Below are 18,406 nucleotides of genomic sequence, written 5' to 3'. Positions count from 1 at the left end.
ATATAGCAATGGTATATAGCAGGTCATTCTGTAGCAAGTTGCGCCGTTTTCTTCTTGCGCCGCAGTTTATCCATCATCAAATACACCACCGGCGTGGTGTAGAGCGTCAGCAGTTGGCTCATCACTAAACCGCCAGCGATGGTGATGCCGAGCGGTTGGCGCAGTTCAGCACCGTCGCCGCTGGTCAGTACTAACGGCAGCGCGCCAAACAGTGCCGCTAAGGTGGTCATCAGAATCGGGCGGAAGCGCAGCTGACACGCCTGGAAAATGGCGTCGCGCGCTGACAGATTGCCGTTACGCTCAGCATCTAAGGCGAAATCGACCATCATGATGGCGTTCTTCTTCACGATACCAATCAGCAGCAAAATGCCGATCAACGCAATCAGGCTAAACGGCGTATTGAACAGTTCCAGCGCCAGTAAGGCACCCACGCCTGCCGACGGCAGCGTGGAGAGAATGGTCAGCGGATGAACGTAACTCTCGTACAAAATCCCCAGCACGATGTATACCGCCGCAATCGCCGCCAGCATCAGATACAGCTGGTTGGATTGTGATTGCTGGAACACCTGCGCGGTACCGGCAAAACTGCCGCGCACCGTTGAAGGCACGCCAATCGCGGTGACGGTACGATCAATCGCATCCGACGCTTGCGACAACGACACGCCTTCCGGCAGGTTGAACGAGATGGTTGACGCGGCAGACAAGCCTTGATGATTCACCGCCAGCGGCGCATTGGCCGGCTGCCATTTGGCAAACCAACTGAGCGGAATCGCTTTGCCATCGCTGTTAATCACGAACATCTGATCCAACGAGCTGATGTCTTGCGTGTAACGCGGATCCACTTCCATCACCACTTTGTACTGATTGAGCGGCTGGTAAATGGTGGAGATTTGGCGCTGACCAAACGCGTTATTCAGCAAGGCGTTGGCGGCGGAGACGTCGATACCAAGCCGTGCCATGCTTTCACGATCGTAAGTCAGATTCATTTCGCTGCCGTTGTCCTGCTGATCCGAGTTGACGTCGGCCAGCTCGGGCAGGGCGGCAAATGCCTGACGGATTTTCGGTTCCCATTCACGTAAATCTGCAAGGTTGTCCGACAGCAAACTGTATTGATAGCTGGCGTTGGATTCACGGCCGCCGATGCGAATATCCTGTACCGCGTTGAGATACAGATTAGCGCCCGGTTCCTTCGCCAGCTTTATGCGCAGTCGCGCAATCACTTCCTGCGCACTTTCGCTGCGCTCAGAAAGCGGTTTAAGTGACACAAACATCGAACCGCTGTTGGTGCGTGAACCGCCGGTAAAGCCGGTAACGTTATCCACCGCCGGGTCGGCTTTGATGATGTTCATGAAATCTTGCAACTTGCCGCGCATCGCCTGGAAGGAAATGCTCTGATCCGCCGAGATAAAGCCTTGCAGTCGGCCGGTATCTTGTTCCGGCATAAAGGTTTTGGGAATTGAGATAAACAGCCAAACGGTGAGCGCCACGGTGCCAAGCAGCAGCATTAACACCCAAATGGCGTGATTCAGCACCCAGCCAAGCGATCGCCCATAGCCGTTTTGCACTTTCATCAACAGCTTGCCAAAACCGCGGGTGCGCGGCTGGCTGCGCTTAACCTGCGGCTTGAGCAAATAGGCGCACATCATTGGTGTCAGCGTTACCGAGATGAACAGCGAAATCAGGATCGCCACCGATAGCGTGATGGCAAATTCCGAGAAGAAGCGCCCAATAATGCCGCCGAGCATCAACAGTGGCAGGAACACGGCAATCAGCGACAAACTCATCGACAGCACGGTAAAACCCACTTCGCGCACGCCGGTTAACGCCGCTTGCAACGGTTTCATTCCGGCTTCGACATGGCGCGCAATGTTTTCCAGCACCACAATCGCGTCATCCACCACAAAACCGGTGGCGATGGTGAGCGCCATCAGCGACAGGTTATTCAGGCTAAAACCGCACAAATACATCGCGGCGAAAGTACCAATCAATGAAACCGGCACTGCAGCAGCAGGAATCAGCGTTGCGCGCCAGTCACGCAAGAAGGCAAACACCACCAGAATCACCAGCGCGACGGCGATGATCAGCGACTGCTCGACTTCATGCAGTGAAGCTCGAATGGTCGGCGAACGATCCTGAGCGATTTGCAGATCGATCGCGGCAGGAATCACGTCATGCAGTTCTGGCAGTTCGCTACGAATGCGATCCACTGTATCAATAATGTTGGCTTCCGGTGACTTACGCACCACCAACAACACCGCCGCTTTGCCGTTAGTCATCCCGGCATTGCGCACGTCCTGCACCGAATCCTGCACGTTGGCAACATCGCTGAGCCGCACCGCTGCGCCGTTGTTGTAATGCACCACCAGCGGCTGATATTCGCTGGCGGTCTGCAATTCATCGTTGGTGCGAACCTGCCAGCGCTGCTTCACATCATCAATTGCGCCTTGTGGGCGGCGCTGGTTGGCATTGCTGATCGCGGTGCGCACCGCATCCAGCGACACGCCCTGATTGAACAGCGCCTGTGGGTTGAGATCGACACGCACCGCCGGTAGCGAACTGCCGCCAACCGTGACATCGCCAACCCCTTCAATTTGCGAAAGTTTCTGCGCCAGTTGCGTTGAGGCGTAATCATACAGCTGACCGGGATTATAAATGTCCGAAGTTAGCGTCAGGATCATGATGGGCGCATCGGACGGGTTGGCTTTGCGGTAGCTCGGACGACTCGGCATGCCGGTGGGTAATAGACTTTGCGCCGCGTTGATCGCCGCCTGCACATCACGCGCCGCACCGTTGATGTCGCGATCAAAATCGAACACCAGAATAATGCGCGTGCTGCCCAGCGAACTGGTCGAGGTCATTTCGCTAACGCCCGCAATGCGGCCCAATGAACGCTCCAGCGGCGTGGCAACCGAAGCCGCCATGGTTTCTGGTGACGCGCCGGGTAACGAGGCAGAAATTAAAATCACCGGGAAATCCAACTGCGGCAGCGGCGCAACCGGCAGCAGACGGAAGCCGAGAATCCCGGCCAACGCAATGGCGATGGTGAGCAGCGTTGTCGCTACTGGACGATGGATGAACAGGGCGAAGAACTTCACGGCTGCGCCTCCGAGCGCTTAAAGCGACGGCGCGTGGCGTGAGACAAACGATCAAACAGCAGATAGATCACCGGCGTGGTAAACAGCGTCAGCACCTGGCTGACCACCAAACCGCCGACCATCGCGATACCCAGCGGACGACGCAATTCCGCGCCGACGCCGGTACTCAGCATCAGCGGCAGTGCACCGAGCAGTGCGGCTAGCGTGGTCATCAGAATCGGGCGGAAACGTAATAAACAGGCCTGATAAATCGCATCACGTGGCGGCATACCTTGCTCACGTTCCGCCGCCAGCGCGAAGTCGATCATCATGATGGCGTTTTTCTTCACGATACCGATCAGTAGGATGATGCCGATGATGGCGATGATATCCAGCTCGTTGCCGCTCAGCATTAATGCCAGCAGCGCGCCGACACCGGCGGTCGGCAGCGTCGAGAGAATGGTGATCGGGTGGATAAAGCTCTCATACAGCACGCCGAGCACGATATACATCGCCACTACCGCCGCGACAATCAGCCACACGGTGCTGGATAACGCTGCTTCGAACGCCAGCGTGCTGCCCTGGAATTGCGTCATCATTTCGGCAGGCATACCAACCTGATCTTCCGCGGCGCTGACTGCTTTCACCGCCTCGCCCAGCGAGTAGCCTTCAGCCACGTCAAACGAGAAGGTGGCCGACGGGAACTGGTCGAGATGGTTGATGCTTAGTGCGGCGTGGCGTTCTTCGATCTGCGCAATTGCGCTCAGCGGTACGCTGCCGCCGTCGCTGCTATTGAGGCGAATGCCATCGAGGCTCGCCAAACCCGGCGTGGCATCGTTGTTCTGTTCCAGCACCACGCGATATTGGTTGGCTTGGGTGTAAATAGTGGAAATCAGACGCTGACCAAAGGCGTTATACAGCGCGTTATCCACGTCGGCCATGCTAATGCCGAGGCGGCTGGCGCTGTCACGATCGACGCGCACAAAGGCTTCCAAACCTTGATCCTGCCAATCGCTGCTGACATCGCGCAATTCGGGTGAGTTGCCAAGTTGCTCCAGCAGTTTCGGTACCCACAAGCTGAGTGATTCCAGTGAACCGGATTGCAAGGTGAATTGATACGGCGTGCGGCTGGCTTGGGTATCAATAGTCAGATCCTGTACCGGTTGCAGCCACATGCTGACGCCCGGCACGCGATCAATCGCCTGTTGCAGACGTTTTTGCACCACTGGAATGCGGTCATCACGTTGATCTAACGGCTTGAGGTTGATTTGCAGGCGGGCGCTATTCAGTGCGGAGTTAGTGCCATCGACGCCCACGAACGACGTCATGCTCTGCACCGCCGGATCTTTCATGATGATCGACGCCACATCGCGCGTACGTTCCGCCATATTGGCGTAGGAAACCGACTGCGGTGCCTGCAAGGTGCCCTGAATGATGCTGTTGTCCTGCTGCGGGAAGAAGCCTTTCGGAATCATAATCCACAGCAACACGGTGATCAGTAAGGTGCCGAGCGCCACTGACAGCGTGATCCACGGATGCAGCAATACGCGGGTTAAGCCTCGACCATACACCGCAATGATGCGATCAAACATCGCTTCGCTGGCGCGTGAGAAGCGGTTCTGTTTACGCAGCGATTCGGCACTCAGCATGCGCGCGCACATCATTGGCGTCAGCGTTAATGACACCACGGCAGAAATCAGAATCGCCACCGCCAGCGTCACGGCAAATTCGCGGAACAGGCGACCAATCACATCGCCCATGAACAGCAACGGAATCAGTACCGCGATCAGCGAGAAGGTGAGGGAGATAATGGTAAAGCCAATCTCGCCTGCGCCTTTCAGCGCCGCTATCATTGGCTTCTCGCCTTTTTCGATGTAGCGCGAAATGTTCTCGATCACCACGATGGCGTCATCCACCACAAAACCGGTGGCGATGGTCAGTGCCATTAATGTGAGGTTATTGATCGAGAAGCCGAGGAAATACATCGCGGCGAAAGTACCCACCAGCGACAGCGGCACGGCAACCGCCGGAATAATCGTGGCCGGTACGTTACGCAGGAACAGGTAGATGATCATTACCACCAGTCCCATCGCCAAAATCAGTTCGTGTTGCGTATCGCTGACCGAGGCGCGGATGTTGGTGGTGCGGTCGGTCAGCAACTTCACATCCACCGATTTCGGCAGCGTGGCGGTGAGCGCGGGCAGCATGGCGCGGATGTTATCGGCGGTAGCGATGATATTGGCGCCAGGCTGACGCTGCACGTTGAGCACAATCGCCGGTTGGCGGTTGGCCCATGCGCCGAGCCAACTGTTTTCAGCACCTTGCTCGATGGTGGCGACGTCACCCAAACGTACCGGCGCGCCGTTGTTATAGCTGATGATCAGCTTGCGATAATCTTCCGCTGAGGTCATCTGATCGTTGGCGGACAAGGTAATTGAGCGCGTTGGGCCGTCAAGGCTACCTTTCGCCGAGTTGACGTTGGCATTGGTGATAGCGGTGCGTACCGATTCGCTGGTTAAACCTAACGCTGCCAGCGCTTGTGCATTCATCTTCACGCGTACCGCTGGACGTTGCCCGCCCGACAGCGTGACCAAACCGACACCGGAAACCTGCGAAATTTTCTGCGCCACGCGGGTTTCCACCATGTCCTGCACTTGCGTCAACGGCATGCTGGTGGTGGTGACGGCCAGGGTCATGATCGGTGGATCGGCTGGATTAACTTTGCTGTAAACCGGCGGATTCGGCAGATCGTTGGGCAATAAGTTAGTGGCGGAGTTAATCGCCGCTTGCACTTCCTGCTCGGCGACATCCAGCGACAGCGTCAGCTGGAATTGCAGCGTCACTACTGAAGCGCCGCCGGAACTCTGCGATGACATCTGTTTCAGGCCGGACATCTGGCCAAACTGGCGCTCAAGCGGCGCGGTGATCGATGAGGTGACCACATCCGGGCTGGCGCCGGGATACAGCGTCACTACCTGAATGGTCGGATAATCGACTTCCGGCAATGCCGAGACCGGCAGAAAACGGTAGCCAAGGACACCCGCCAACAAGATGGCAATCATTAATAAGGTGGTCGCGACCGGGCGCAGAATAAACTGGCGTGATGGCCCGCCACTGGTATCAGGAGGCATCACCTGCATTATTGACGCTCTCCGCGTGCCGGTTGTGCAGCGCGCGTGCTGTGCGTGGCGGTGCTTTGTGGGGCAACGATTTCAACCGTGGCGCCTTCAGTCAAACGATCCAGACCATCGGTGACGACGCGATCACCGGCTTCCAGACCGGCGCTGATCACCACTTTCTGGCTATCCTGCAAACCGGCGGTGACGCGTTTTTTGCTTACTTTGTTATCGCTGTTTACGACCCAAACAAAGTGCCCGTCGTTGCTCATCTGCAAGGCAGCGGTTGGAATCACCACCGCATCCTGCAAGGTATCGACCTTGAGACGCGCGTTGACGAACTGGTTAGGGAACAGCGCATCGTCTTGATTGTTGAAGCGCGCTTTCAGCTTGATGGTGCCGGTGGTGGCGTCGATTTGGTTATCAATACTCAGCAAGTTACCGCTGGTGAGCAACGTTTTGTTGCTGCGATCCCAGGCTTCGACGATCAACGGCTGACCGCTTTTCTGCGCCTTAAGGATCTGGCTGATGTTGTTCTCCGCCACGCTGAATACCACGTCAATCGGGTGCGTTTCGGTGATCACTACTAAACCGGTGGTATCGCCGGAGGTGATGTAGTTGCCGACATCAACCTGCTTCAAACCGACACGTCCGCTGATCGGTGCGGTAATGCGGCTGTAGGTCAGATTGAGTTGCGCGCTGGCGACGTTGCCTTCATCGGCTTTGATGGTGCCGAGCGTTTCACTCACCAGCGAGCGTTGCGTATCGAGTTCTTGCTGCGAAACTAGCGACGTTTTCGCCAGTTTTTCATAACGGCTGAGATCGCGGCGGGCATTGGCCAGCGTGGCCTGGTCTTTCGCCAGTTGGCCTTGCGCCTGGGTTAATGCCACTTGATAAGGACGCGGATCGATTTCGGCCAGTAGCGCACCGGCGGCCACTTGCTGACCTTCCTGGAAGTGCAACGCCATTAATTGACCATCAACCCGGCTGCGCACCGTGACGGTATTGGCGGCGGTAACCGTGCCCAGGCCGCTAAGGAAGTAAGGCACGCTTTCGGTAGTAGCGGCGGCAGCTTGTACTGGCGCTAACGGACGTTTGCCGCCCGCTCCGCGTCCGCGATGTTGCTGGCCTTCGGCCTGCGCTGCTTTATTGGGTTCCGCTGGATGTTGCCACCAGTAATATCCGCCTGCCACGACGGCAATTGCGGCTACGATCAGCAAACTTGTTTTTAGTCGACGGTTTTTCAATGTGTGTGCTCTCCAGCGGTTCGTTTTCCCAAAGTGCGATGCCTAAAAAGCGGTATCGCAAACGAAATGATTGTAGTCGCCCGGACCGGGCAAAAATTGAAGGAAATAAGAATATCGCCCCAACGACGCTAAGTATTCATATTCTGTAAATATTCTGGCAGGAATAGGCATAAGCGCGACGATTTCCTTTGCTAAGCTCAATAGCAGACCTGTCTCGTTTGAATAAGGAGAACAAAATGAGTCAACAGAAACTCCGCCAACTTGGCGACAGTGGTATTGAAGTTCCCCGTCTCACGTTTGGCGGCAATGTGTTTGGCTGGACGGTAGATGAAAAGACCTCATTTTCACTGCTTGATGCGCTGGTGGAGAAAGGATTGTTCTTTATTGATACCGCCGACGTCTATTCGCGCTGGGCACCAGGCAACGCCGGTGGCGAATCGGAAACCATCATCGGTAAATGGCTAAAGAAAAGCGGCAAGCGCGACAGCATCGTGCTGGCAACCAAAGTCGGCATGGAACTGTCGCCGGAAAAAACCGGTTTGAAACCGGCGTATATTCGGCAGGCGGTGGAAGATTCGCTGCGTCGTTTGCAAACCGACGTCATCGATCTCTATCAGGCGCACCGCGATGACGAAACCACGCCGCTGCTGGACACGCTTAAAGCCTTTGATTCGCTGATTAAAGAGGGCAAGGTTCGCGCGATTGGTGCCTCTAACTACAATGCCAAACGCTTGCAGGAAGCGCTGGATGTCAGCAAACAAGCCGGTATCGCGCGTTATGAAACCTTGCAGCCCGAGTACAACTTGTACGATCGTCAGGAGTACGAAAGTGGGCTGGAGCAGGTTGCGGTGAAGAATGGCCTCGGGGTGATTAACTACTATTCGCTAGCCAGCGGCTTCCTCAGCGGCAAATACAAAAAGCCGGAAGACGCCAGCAAGAGTAAGCGTGGACAGGGCATTGTCGATAAATACCTCAATGAACGCGGCAAACGCATCATTGAAGCGCTAGAAGATGTCGCGGCGTCTCATGATGTGTCGGCAACGCAAGTGGCACTGGCATGGCAGATTGCGCGTCCTAGTATTACTGCGCCGATTGTCAGTGCGACGTCGCTGCAACAGTTAGATGAACTGGTAAAAGCCACGGAGCTGCAACTGAGCAAGCAGGAAATTGAAGAACTTGCCGGTGCCAGCAAGTTGTAATCAGAAAGCGGGCGACCTTAAGGTCGCCTTTCTGCGTTTTCGCCTCACAAAAAATGTGATTCCCGCCAGAAAATATTCATTCATCGATCACGGTCACAATTGTGCAATCGCACCGTAAACATCCGCTAAACTACGCACTTATTTGCAAAAGTTGCCTTATGGCCAGCACTATCCTCTTTTCGATCCTTTCCAGTAACTTCATATAAGAATAACCATCATGAACAGAAAAGAAGCAGTGCAGCAGTTACCCCGCCTGGCAGCGGGAACCTTGATGTTTGCGATGCTGAGTGCCTCAGCGATGGCCGCTGATGCCTTCAGTTACGATTCACCGTATATGTTCGGCGATTGGGGCGGTTACCGAACGCAGCTGGAAAATGACGGCATCAAATTCGACGTCAATTACACCATGGAAAGCGCCTCAAATCTGGCCGGTGGTGCGGATACCAACACCTCGATGCGTTACAGCGATCAGTGGGCGTTTGGTGCTAACTTCGATTTGGATAAGTTATTGAATTGGAAAGATGCCCAATTCCAGATGACGATTACCGATCGTAATGGCCGCAACATCTCCGATCAGGTTGCCGATTCGCGCACTGGCATGCTGTCATCCACCCAGGAAGTGTACGGTCGTGGTCAAACCTGGCGCTTAACCCAATTCTGGTTAAGCCAGGGCTTGTTTGATAACACCGTTAATCTGAAAGCGGGTCGTGTAACCGTTGGTGAAGATTTCGATAACTTTGACAGTAAGTTCCAGAACCTGGCATTTGGTAGCGGCCAGGCAGGTAACTGGCGTGGCGATCGCTGGTTTAACTGGCCGGTTTCCCAATGGGGCGGACGCGTGAAGGTGAACATCACGCCGGAAGTGTTCTTTCAGGTCGGCTTCTATAACCAAAACAGCTCTAACTACGATCGCGGCGACGGCTTCCGTCTGGATACCAGCAATTCTGAAGGCAACATGGTGCCGGTGGAATTGGGTTGGAAACCAACGTTAGGCGCGGACAAATTGCCGGGTAATTACCGCATTGGTTATTACTACTCATCAGCTAATGGCGATAACTACGGCAGCTGGCGTGATGGCGCTTATCAGAGCAAAGACCATGCCTATGGCGGCTACGTGCTGTTGCAACAGCAGCTGACCGCGCAGGGCGGCGATGTGAGTCGTGGCTTGGGTGTGACGGTACAGGCGGTGATGAACGACCACAAAACCTCGAAAACTGACAACTATCAGTCTGTCAGCTTTACCTGGAAAGGGCCGTTCGATGCACGTCCGCAGGATGAAATTGGTGTCGGTGCTGCGCGTATCCACGTTAACAGCGCCTATACGCGCTCGCTGCGTCAGCAGAACGATGCCAACGGTGAAACCGACTTCAATAGCCCAACCTATCTGCCGATTCAGGATGGTTCAGAGTACAACTACGAAATCTATTACAACGCTCAGCTGACCAAGTGGCTGCAACTGCGTCCGAACCTGCAATATGTGGTGGCGCCGGGTGCAGTGAGCGAAGTGAAAGATGCGTTTGTTGGCGGGATTGCGGCAAATATTAACTTCTGATTGGGTTGAGTTTTAGATCGAGCGTGGTTCCCCTCACCCTAACCCTCTCCCACAAGTGGGAGAGGAAATTGTACGGAGCGAAGTCAATTATCTGAACATCACCTCGGCCCAACGCGCCAGGCCGGCGGTGACGGAGGCGAAATCATCGCCGCTGGCAATTGGCGTATCGGGCAGCGCCTGCTGTAATGCCGCACGTAGCACCGGTGAACGGGCGCTACCGCCTGTGAGATAAATCACTTCCGGCTTGGTCTCGCAGGTGGCGAGTGCCAGATGCACTTGCTCAAGAATACGTTCCAGCGGTTGATTAATCGCTTCTTCTAACTGGGTTGCGCTGATGTTTGCCTGCAATTGTGCGGCGATAAATGCCAGCGAAGCGTCAGTTTCAGCCACATCCGACAGCGCAATTTTGCTCTCCTCCGCCGCGCGCACCAAGCGATAGCTCAACTTCTGCTGCCACACTTTCAGCAGATGTGTCACTTTGTCGGCCTGTTCCGCGTCACGAATCAAATCGCGCAGCAATTTGCCGCTGGCCGCAGAGTAAAAATCACTTTGCGCCGGAACATCGTTAATCGCTACCGCATTCCACCACGGCAGCGCAGGCAGCGCGGTGCCTTTCTGCGTGTTGCCGCCGAGACCGAGCAGCGGCATCAAGGTTTTAAAAGCCAGCATGATGTCGAGATCGTTTCCGCCAACGCGGCAACCACTGTGGCCGAGCAGACTTTCGCGGCGGTCAGTTTTGTGACGCCATTCCGGGCCCATCAGCAGCATCGAACAGTCGGTGGTACCGCCGCCGATATCAACCACTAAAACGCGCGTCTCTTTCTCTAAACTCGCTTCGAAGTCCAGGCCGGCGGCAACCGGCTCAAACTGAAACTCCACATCGCGGAAACCGGCACGCTGGGCTGCACGCAGCAGAATGCCTTGCGCTTGCTGGTTGGCCTCTTCGCCACCTAAGCCCTGGAAGTTGATCGGACGACCAATCACCGCTTGCTCAATTGGACGATCCAGCTGGGTTTCACCTTGCTGGCGAATGTGCAGCATCATCGCGCACACCAAATCTTCGAAAAAGGCGATTTGCTGCGGCTTCAGGCCATTAGCGCCAAGGAAGGATTTCGGTGATTTCACGAACCACACTTCTTCCGGATCAACCATATATTGCTGGAGCGCAGTCAAACCGAACTGCACGCTGCCTGGCGTGACATCGATGTCTTCTTCGCGGTTATAACGCAGCGCACGCTGCAACAGGGCGGTGCCTTCGCTATCTGGCGTCGGCACTTGATGATGGCGATGCAGCCATTCGCTGATCGCTTCACGCGTCGGGGCACAAATCATGGAGGGAAGCAGGCGCTGACCATTCTCCAGTGTCAGCAGGCGCGGCGTGCCATTATCACTTACTGCAATTGAACAGTTGGCCGTGCCGTAATCGAATCCGATAAACATATTTATCCCCCATGCCGGAAAAAAGGGGGCGACTTTAGCGCAGCTCGCGCAGGCTGGCAATACGCAGAAGCGGCAGATTACATCTGCACTTCCTGATAAACGTGATACTGACCACGACCAGCATGTTTTGCGCTGTAACAGGCAACATCGGCCTGTGACATCACCACATTACTGATGCAGTTGTGTTGATCAATTTGCGTGATGCCGGCGCTCGCGCCCACGTGATACAACTCATTCTGCCAGACAAAGCGGTATTCGCTTACCGCAGTAACAATGTTTTGCACCACGTCGCGTACTTGATCAACTTCGCAATTCGGCAGCAGTACACCAAATTCGTCGCCGCCTAAACGCGCCAGCATATCGCTGGTGCGCAGATGATGCGGCATCAATTCAGCCAGCTCGCGCAGCAAGGCGTCGCCCGCGGCGTGTCCGGCGGTGTCGTTGACCGCTTTAAATTTGTCGAGATCGATAAACACCAACACGTGCTGAGTTTTGTTAGCCGCAGCGTCATTCACCAGGCGTTTGAGGAGCTGCTCGAAGCTGTGGCGGTTCGGCAGCCGCGTCAACATATCGTGCGAGGCACTGTAGCTCAGACGCTTCATCATCTTGCGCGATTCACTGACGTCCTGAATAACCATCACCGCGCCAATGTTGCTGCCGGTTAAGGTTTTCAGCGGCGTGATGCTGTAGTGAATCTCGACGCGCGCGCCATCCGGCGTATGCAGCACCAACTCCTCGTCCAGATTCGGCGAGGTTTTTTCACCTGGCAGCTGGCACAGCAAGAGGTTTTCCACGCGCGGCCCGCTGGTGCCACGTGTGATATGGAGCAGTTCGGTAATCGGCACGCCCGCCGCTTTCTCTTGTGACCAACCGCTTAAGGTTTCTGCCACCGGATTCATAAAGGTGACGCGCATTTCATCATCGGTACTGATCACCGCTTCGCCGATGGAATCCAGGGTGATCGCCATGCGCTCTTTTTCCTGGAACAGCGCTTCATTCAGCATGCGCAGCGGCGTGATGTCCTGGCAAATGCCCAGCATACGTTCAATCTGGCCATCCTGACTCAAAATGCGATTGGCTTCTGAACGCACATAGCGCGGGCCATCGGGCAGGTTGATGCGGTATTCAAGATGGAAGGCGCTGCGACGTTCAATCGCCTGCTGAATGATCAACGCACAGCGTTCACGCTCCGATTCATCCAGCAGATGCAGCCACAAATCATAAGAGGGCGCTTGATGCGGATTGAAGCCAAACAGCTCATACATGCGTTTGTCCCACAGCATTTCGCCAGACAACAAATTCCATTCCCAGACGCCAATGCCGCCGGCTTCGTTCGCCAGCGTGATACGCTCCATCAAGCGGCGATTAACCTGTTCGCTCTGCTTCAGTTCGGAGATATCGACAATCTGCGCGATGAAATAGTGCGGCTGTGCCGCTGCATCGCGCACCATCGAAACTGTTAAGCGCGCCCAGACAATCTCGCCATCTTTGCGGAAATAACGCTTTTCCATGGTGTAAGTCATGATGTCGCCGGCCACCAGACGCTCCAACTGCTGCAAATCGCTGTTGAGATCGTCGGGATGGGTGATCTGCTGGAACGTGAGTTTTTTCAGTTCATCCGCCGGGAAACCCAGTGTTTGGCATAGCGATTGGTTAACTTGCTGCCAGCCGCCGTTCGGTGATACCAACGCCATACCAATCGCCGAATATTCCATCGCGTTACGAAAGCGGGTTTCACTCTCACTGATATGCAGTTTCTCGCGCTGGAAGGCATCCATCACCAGCGCCATAACGTGACTTGGCAGCAACACCAGCAGGAACGGCAACCAGGTGCTGATCTGTCCGAGCAGCAGGCCATTTTGCGCCAGATTGACCCAGTTAAACGCCAGCAGAGTTGAGATGAAGCTGGCATTGATGAAAAACAACAAAAAGGCTTCAAACTTGGGCAGGCGCACCGCGCACCAGAACAGAATCACCACGATAAAGGTGAACGGCCACGGCAGAAAACGCAGCGATAAATAGCTGGCGAGCAGCGTAGCAATCACCGTCAGACAAGTTTCGATTTGGCGGCCGGGCGTAATAATCTCGCGCAGCGGTTTGTTCGGCCATAGCAGTAAAACCGGGCCAAACGCCAGCACGCCAATCACTTCGGAAATCACCCACGTAAAGAAGAACGGCAACGACGCATTGCTGCCAACGTGTAACATCCACAATGCGACCACGCCGCCAAGTAACGGTGCGATTAAACCGGCGCACAGTGCAAAACGCACCCAATCCAGCAATGAATTAAGTGGCGCGCGGCGATTGAGCAAGGCGCGCAACATCAATCCGCCCAGTACCGCTTGCACCATATTTAAGATGGCAAATTTGATATTGCTAAGGGCCGGGCCGATGATCAGCAGATTCGCCAGCGCCGTTCCCAACACACAACAAAACAGCAACAGAGGAACCTGTTTCGAGGGCGCACGAAACACCACCACCGTCATTAAGGCGGTGGAGTACCAAAGTGGGGAAATACGGCCGCTGACAACGATCAGTTCCAGGCAAAACAGCGTCAGCAGAAAGGCCAGCCCGCCAATGAGCAGGGCATTGAGCCATGTTCTTTGTGGTCGATCCTGTGAAGTCAATATTTCGAGGGTCATGCACGAATCCAGCAGCGCGCATCTATTACACATTGAAAAATGCGCCAATCAATCTCTGTTTTGCATGCTAGCACATCTATTTAAGATGTCTGCGCAGAAATCTATTTTCCCCTTTATTCGCTGAATTGATTGGCACTTTGCTTCGCTGCGCAATTATAAACGGCGTAATAAATCGGCGCGGGTGAAGGGTTTTTCTAATCCGGCGAGATTGGCCGAGAAACGCTCGAGGAACTGCTGCGTGGTGGCAACGCGGCCGTGGCCCAGCAGCAACAGCGGCACCAAAAACGCCACGCCGACCTGCGGCAAACTAAAGCCTTTCAGCGCGGTGCGACGCTGCGTGAGCAGAAATGCGGTGCTCAGGGTGAAGCCGAGCATCAAGCCCGCCAGCACTTCGCTTTTGGAGTGCGCGTGAATCACCAGGCGTGAGAAGCCAACCATCAGCGGAATAACGTAACCGATGCCGATGGTGACGATGCGCCAGCGCGGCGACCAGCGTCCTGATATCAGCCACATCATCACTGGCCAAAGGGTGGCAGACATGGCGCTGTGGCCGCTGAAGCCGGTGAAGTTAAATCTGGCGCTACCAATGCCAAAACCAAGGAACAGGATTTTTGAGACGCTAACGATCAGGCCCGCCAGACCAAACGCCAGCAGCCAATACCATACCGTTTGGCGGTTGTCGCTTTTCCATGGCAACACCAGCGCGATAATCACCGCGGTGGGGATCAGCAACATGCTGTCGCCAAAATAGGTGAGGGTTTTCCAGCTCATACTTTTCCTTGTGGCTACAATCAGAGTACCAACGCCCGCTACAGTGTTGGCAGATGAACAGTGTATCGATTAAGCGTCTGGCTGCAAAAGGGGATATTCTGAAAAGCCGCAGGCCCATTTCTCTGGCATCAAACCGGTGAAATACCTATAATTGCCGCCAACTAACCCTCTCATTCGGCCCGTTGCAGCTTCGGCTTAGGCAGGCTCCAGTTATCAGGTCTTAAAAAAGTATGACTGACAAGTCTCATCAGTGCGTGATCGTTGGCATCGCAGGTGCATCCGCATCCGGAAAAAGTCTTATTGCCAGCACGCTCTATCGTGAAATCCGTGACCAGGTCGGTGACGAGCATATCGGTGTGATCCCCGAAGATGCCTACTACAAAGATCAGAGCCACCTCACCATGGAAGAGAGGGTGAAAACCAACTATGACCATCCGAGCGCGATGGATCATGATTTGCTGCTGCAACATCTGCGCGCCATCAAAGCCGGCCAGGAAATCGAGCTGCCGGTTTACAGCTACGTTGAGCACACGCGCACCAATGACTGCATTCGTCTGCAATCGAAGAAAGTGATTATCCTCGAAGGTATTCTGCTGTTAACCGATGCACGTCTGCGTCAGGAGATGAACTTCTCGATCTTCGTCGATACGCCGCTGGATATCTGTTTGATGCGTCGCATGAAGCGCGATGTGAATGAGCGTGGCCGTTCCATGGATTCTGTGATGAGTCAGTACCAAAAGACGGTACGCCCGATGTTCCTGCAATTTATCGAACCTTCCAAGCAATACGCTGACATCATTGTGCCGCGCGGCGGGAAAAACCGTATCGCGATTGATATTCTTAAGGCCAAGATTAATCAGTATCTTTAACAACAGCGCGTCCGCGTAGTCGTGACGCGCTGTTGTCGCCTTTCGCTACACTTAACACATGGAGTACCAGCGATGAGATTATGCGATCGCGATATTGAAGCCTGGCTGGATAACGGAAAACTGGCGATTGATCCGCGCCCGCCAGTGGAACGTATTAATGGCGCCACGGTGGATGTGCGTCTCGGCAATCAGTTCCGCACCTTCAGCGGCCATACCGCACCTTTTATTGATTTGAGTGGTCCAAAACACGAAGTCAGTGCCGCATTGGATCGCGTGATGAGCGATGAAATTGTGCTGCCGGAAGGTGAAGCGTTTTTCCTGCATCCAGGCGAATTGGCGCTGGCGGTGACGCTGGAATCGGTGACCATTCCCGATGATTTAGTCGGCTGGCTGGATGGACGTTCATCGCTGGCGCGTTTGGGTTTGATGGTGCACGTAACCGCGCACCGTATCGATCCGGGCTGGCAAGGTCGCATTGTGTTGGAATTCTATAATTCGGGCAAACTGCCGCTGGCGCTGCGCCCTGGCATGTTGATTGGCGCATTGAGTTTTGAGCCGTTGTCGGGTCCGGCTGCACGTCCTTATAACCGCCGTGAAGATGCAAAATATCGTGGTCAACAGGGCGCTGACGCCAGCCGTATCGACAAAGACTGAAGAGGATTTGATGAGAAGAGTGATAACAACGCTGGCCATCCTGTTAGTGGTGGTCGTAGCGGGCATGACGGCATTGGTATTGCTGGTCAATCCCAACGACTTTCGTACCTACATGGTACAGCAGGTGGAACAGCGCAGTGGTTATCAGCTTCAGGTCAGCGGCGATCTGCGTTGGCATGTCTGGCCGCAGCTCAGCATTTTGGCGGGTCGCATGAGTTTGACGGCGCCCGGCGCGGCACAGCCGATGGTGACAGCGGAAAATATGCGCCTGGATGTCAATCTATGGCCACTGCTTTCCCATCAGCTTAGCGTCAGCCAGGTGATGCTGAAAAACGCCATCATCCGCGCTACGCCAGACAGCGCGCCACAGAAACCGAGCGGCGCGCCGGTGGGACCAGGCGATGCCGATGCCGGAAACAGCATCGATAAAGGCTGGACATTCAACATCGGCAAACTGCGTCTGGCAGATAGCCTGCTGATTTGGCAGCAGCAGGACGGTGACGAGTACAATTTCCGCGATCTCAATCTCAACCTCGATCAAGATGCCAGCAAGCAGGCGAATTTTGACCTCGCCACGCGTGTTTCCCGCAATCAGCGTAACCTCAGCGTGAATCTCAAAGGGCAGATGAATGTGGCCCAATATCCGCATCGTCTGGTCGGCGATATCAGTGAGTTCAACTACGCGTTAGATGGCGCCAACCTGCCGCCGCAAGGCATTAAAGGAACGTTGAGTGCGCAGGGTGAATGGAATGCGGATAATCAGCAATTCTCGCTGCAAAAGATGCAGCTCAGCGCCAACGACAGCACGCTGGATGGCAGCGCGTCGGGGCGTCTCGCCTTGCCGCAACAGCTGAATCTGGCTTTGCATGCCACTACACTCAATATCGACAATTTGATGGCGAGCGCGCCGATTAACGATAGCAGCGCAACACAACATGCCAGTGTGGCACGCACGCCGGTGATTGCTGAACCGCGTAATCACGACAACAGTGATTCGCCGCTCAATCAGATGGATTTGTCACTCAATCTCACTGCCGATAGCAGCGTGTGGCGCGGTTTGACGCTGAATAATTTGCAGATTGACGCCAGTAATCAGCAAGGCTTGATGACGGTGACTAAACTGCAAGGCAAATTCGGCGACGGTCACTTCTCAATTCCCGGTTCGGTAGATATTCGCCAGCCGGTGACGCAAGTGGCGTTGCAACCTGAAATCGATAACATTGCGATTGCGCCATTATTGAAAGCGCTGGAGTTGCCACAGACGCTGCAAGGTACCGTTTCGCTCAAAGGCGATTTGAGCGGCGCGGGATTGAGCGTGGAAGAAGCCAAACGTAACTGGCAGGGCAGTGCCGATTTGGAAGCCGCTAATCTGCAACTGGCGCAGCTTAATCTGCAACAAATGGTACGTCGTGCGGTGGCGCGCGTGAGTAATCGCGTGAGCAACGATCAGCCCGACGATCAGGGCATTCAGCAACTCAGCGGCCGCGTCAGCCTGAAGCAGGGCAACATCAGTTTGCCGGACCTGCAAGGTGGCAACAGTCGTATGGCGGTGCAAACCAAAGGCAATATCGACATGGTCAAGCAGCAGCTTGATGTCACCATCAATATGATGCTGCGCGGTTGGCAGGGCGACAGTAAATTAGCGGGCCTGCTGAATCAGCAAACCATTCCGCTGCGTATGTACGGTGACTGGGATAATTTGCAGTATTCGTTGCCGATTGATGATGTGGTGCGTCAGCAACTGCAAAGTGAGGCGAAGTCGCGGTTGAATGATTGGCTGGATCGCCAGCAGCCCGCTAAACAGCCCTGATGCGAACCGGGTCGTCAATTCGGCGACCCGGT

At 55.0% G+C, this 18,406-nt stretch carries 11 protein-coding genes; 5 read left to right on the top strand and 6 right to left on the bottom strand.

Annotation, left to right across the window (positions count from 1 at the left end):
- Positions 1 to 23: 23 nt before the first annotated feature.
- Genes mdtC through ACPUC7_RS03205 form a run of 3 tightly spaced genes read right to left on the bottom strand, consistent with a single transcriptional unit; the run spans position 24 to position 7,437 of the window.
- Entirely contained in the window at positions 24 to 3,095 is a 3,072-nt protein-coding gene (mdtC, locus tag ACPUC7_RS03215) for a multidrug efflux RND transporter permease subunit MdtC (RefSeq protein WP_494921744.1), read from the bottom strand.
- Positions 3,092 to 6,214 carry an MdtB/MuxB family multidrug efflux RND transporter permease subunit gene (locus tag ACPUC7_RS03210; RefSeq protein ID WP_494921743.1) on the bottom strand — a complete coding sequence of 1,041 codons (3,123 nt, stop codon included), beginning with the start codon at positions 6,212 to 6,214 and terminating at the stop codon, positions 3,092 to 3,094. The genes mdtC and ACPUC7_RS03210 overlap by 4 nt, the downstream gene beginning before the upstream one ends.
- Positions 6,214 to 7,437: an MdtA/MuxA family multidrug efflux RND transporter periplasmic adaptor subunit gene (locus tag ACPUC7_RS03205; protein WP_494921742.1), complete on the bottom strand. Its 1,224-nt coding sequence runs from the start codon at positions 7,435 to 7,437 to the stop codon at positions 6,214 to 6,216. Before ACPUC7_RS03205 ends, ACPUC7_RS03210 begins: the two co-directional genes overlap by 1 nt.
- Positions 7,438 to 7,673: 236 nt before the next feature.
- Between ACPUC7_RS03205 and ACPUC7_RS03200 the strand changes: the two genes are divergently transcribed.
- The gene (locus ACPUC7_RS03200) at positions 7,674 to 8,636 is read left to right on the top strand and encodes an aldo/keto reductase (protein ID WP_494921741.1); all 963 of its coding nucleotides are present in this window, start codon (positions 7,674 to 7,676) and stop codon (positions 8,634 to 8,636) included.
- Positions 8,637 to 8,853: 217 nt separating this feature from the next.
- Positions 8,854 to 10,188: a carbohydrate porin gene (locus tag ACPUC7_RS03195; protein ID WP_494921740.1), complete on the top strand. Its 1,335-nt coding sequence runs from the start codon at positions 8,854 to 8,856 to the stop codon at positions 10,186 to 10,188.
- Between the two features lie 87 nt (positions 10,189 to 10,275).
- Here the strand turns inward: ACPUC7_RS03195 and yegD are convergent, their stop codons facing one another.
- The 3 genes from yegD to ACPUC7_RS03180 all read right to left on the bottom strand — a co-directional run bounded on the left by yegD (position 10,276) and on the right by ACPUC7_RS03180 (position 15,041).
- Complete coding sequence (gene yegD / locus ACPUC7_RS03190) at positions 10,276 to 11,628, bottom strand: molecular chaperone (RefSeq protein ID WP_494921739.1); 1,353 nt, start codon at positions 11,626 to 11,628, stop codon at positions 10,276 to 10,278.
- A 77-nt stretch (positions 11,629 to 11,705) separates the two neighbouring features.
- The gene (locus ACPUC7_RS03185) at positions 11,706 to 14,270 is read right to left on the bottom strand and encodes a diguanylate cyclase (protein ID WP_494921738.1); all 2,565 of its coding nucleotides are present in this window, start codon (positions 14,268 to 14,270) and stop codon (positions 11,706 to 11,708) included.
- Positions 14,271 to 14,423: 153 nt separating this feature from the next.
- Complete coding sequence (locus ACPUC7_RS03180) at positions 14,424 to 15,041, bottom strand: phosphatase PAP2 family protein (protein ID WP_494921737.1); 618 nt, start codon at positions 15,039 to 15,041, stop codon at positions 14,424 to 14,426.
- 230 nt (positions 15,042 to 15,271) lie between these two features.
- On the opposite strand from ACPUC7_RS03180, the gene udk reads away from it, so the two are divergent.
- The 3 genes from udk to asmA all read left to right on the top strand — a co-directional run bounded on the left by udk (position 15,272) and on the right by asmA (position 18,374).
- Complete coding sequence (gene udk, locus ACPUC7_RS03175; protein WP_343554184.1) at positions 15,272 to 15,910, top strand: uridine kinase; 639 nt, start codon at positions 15,272 to 15,274, stop codon at positions 15,908 to 15,910.
- 72 nt (positions 15,911 to 15,982) lie between these two features.
- A complete protein-coding gene (dcd, locus tag ACPUC7_RS03170; RefSeq protein ID WP_034824828.1) occupies positions 15,983 to 16,564 on the top strand; it encodes a dCTP deaminase in 582 nt (193 codons plus the stop codon).
- Positions 16,565 to 16,574: 10 nt separating this feature from the next.
- Entirely contained in the window at positions 16,575 to 18,374 is a 1,800-nt protein-coding gene (gene asmA / locus ACPUC7_RS03165; RefSeq protein ID WP_494921736.1) for an outer membrane assembly protein AsmA, read from the top strand.
- The last annotated feature ends 32 nt before the right edge of the window (positions 18,375 to 18,406 follow it).

Source organism: Pantoea sp. CFCC18179 (assembly GCF_059412405.1).
The sequence above is the reverse complement of the archived record's forward strand: the minus strand, read 5'-3'. Positions and strand labels throughout refer to the sequence as shown.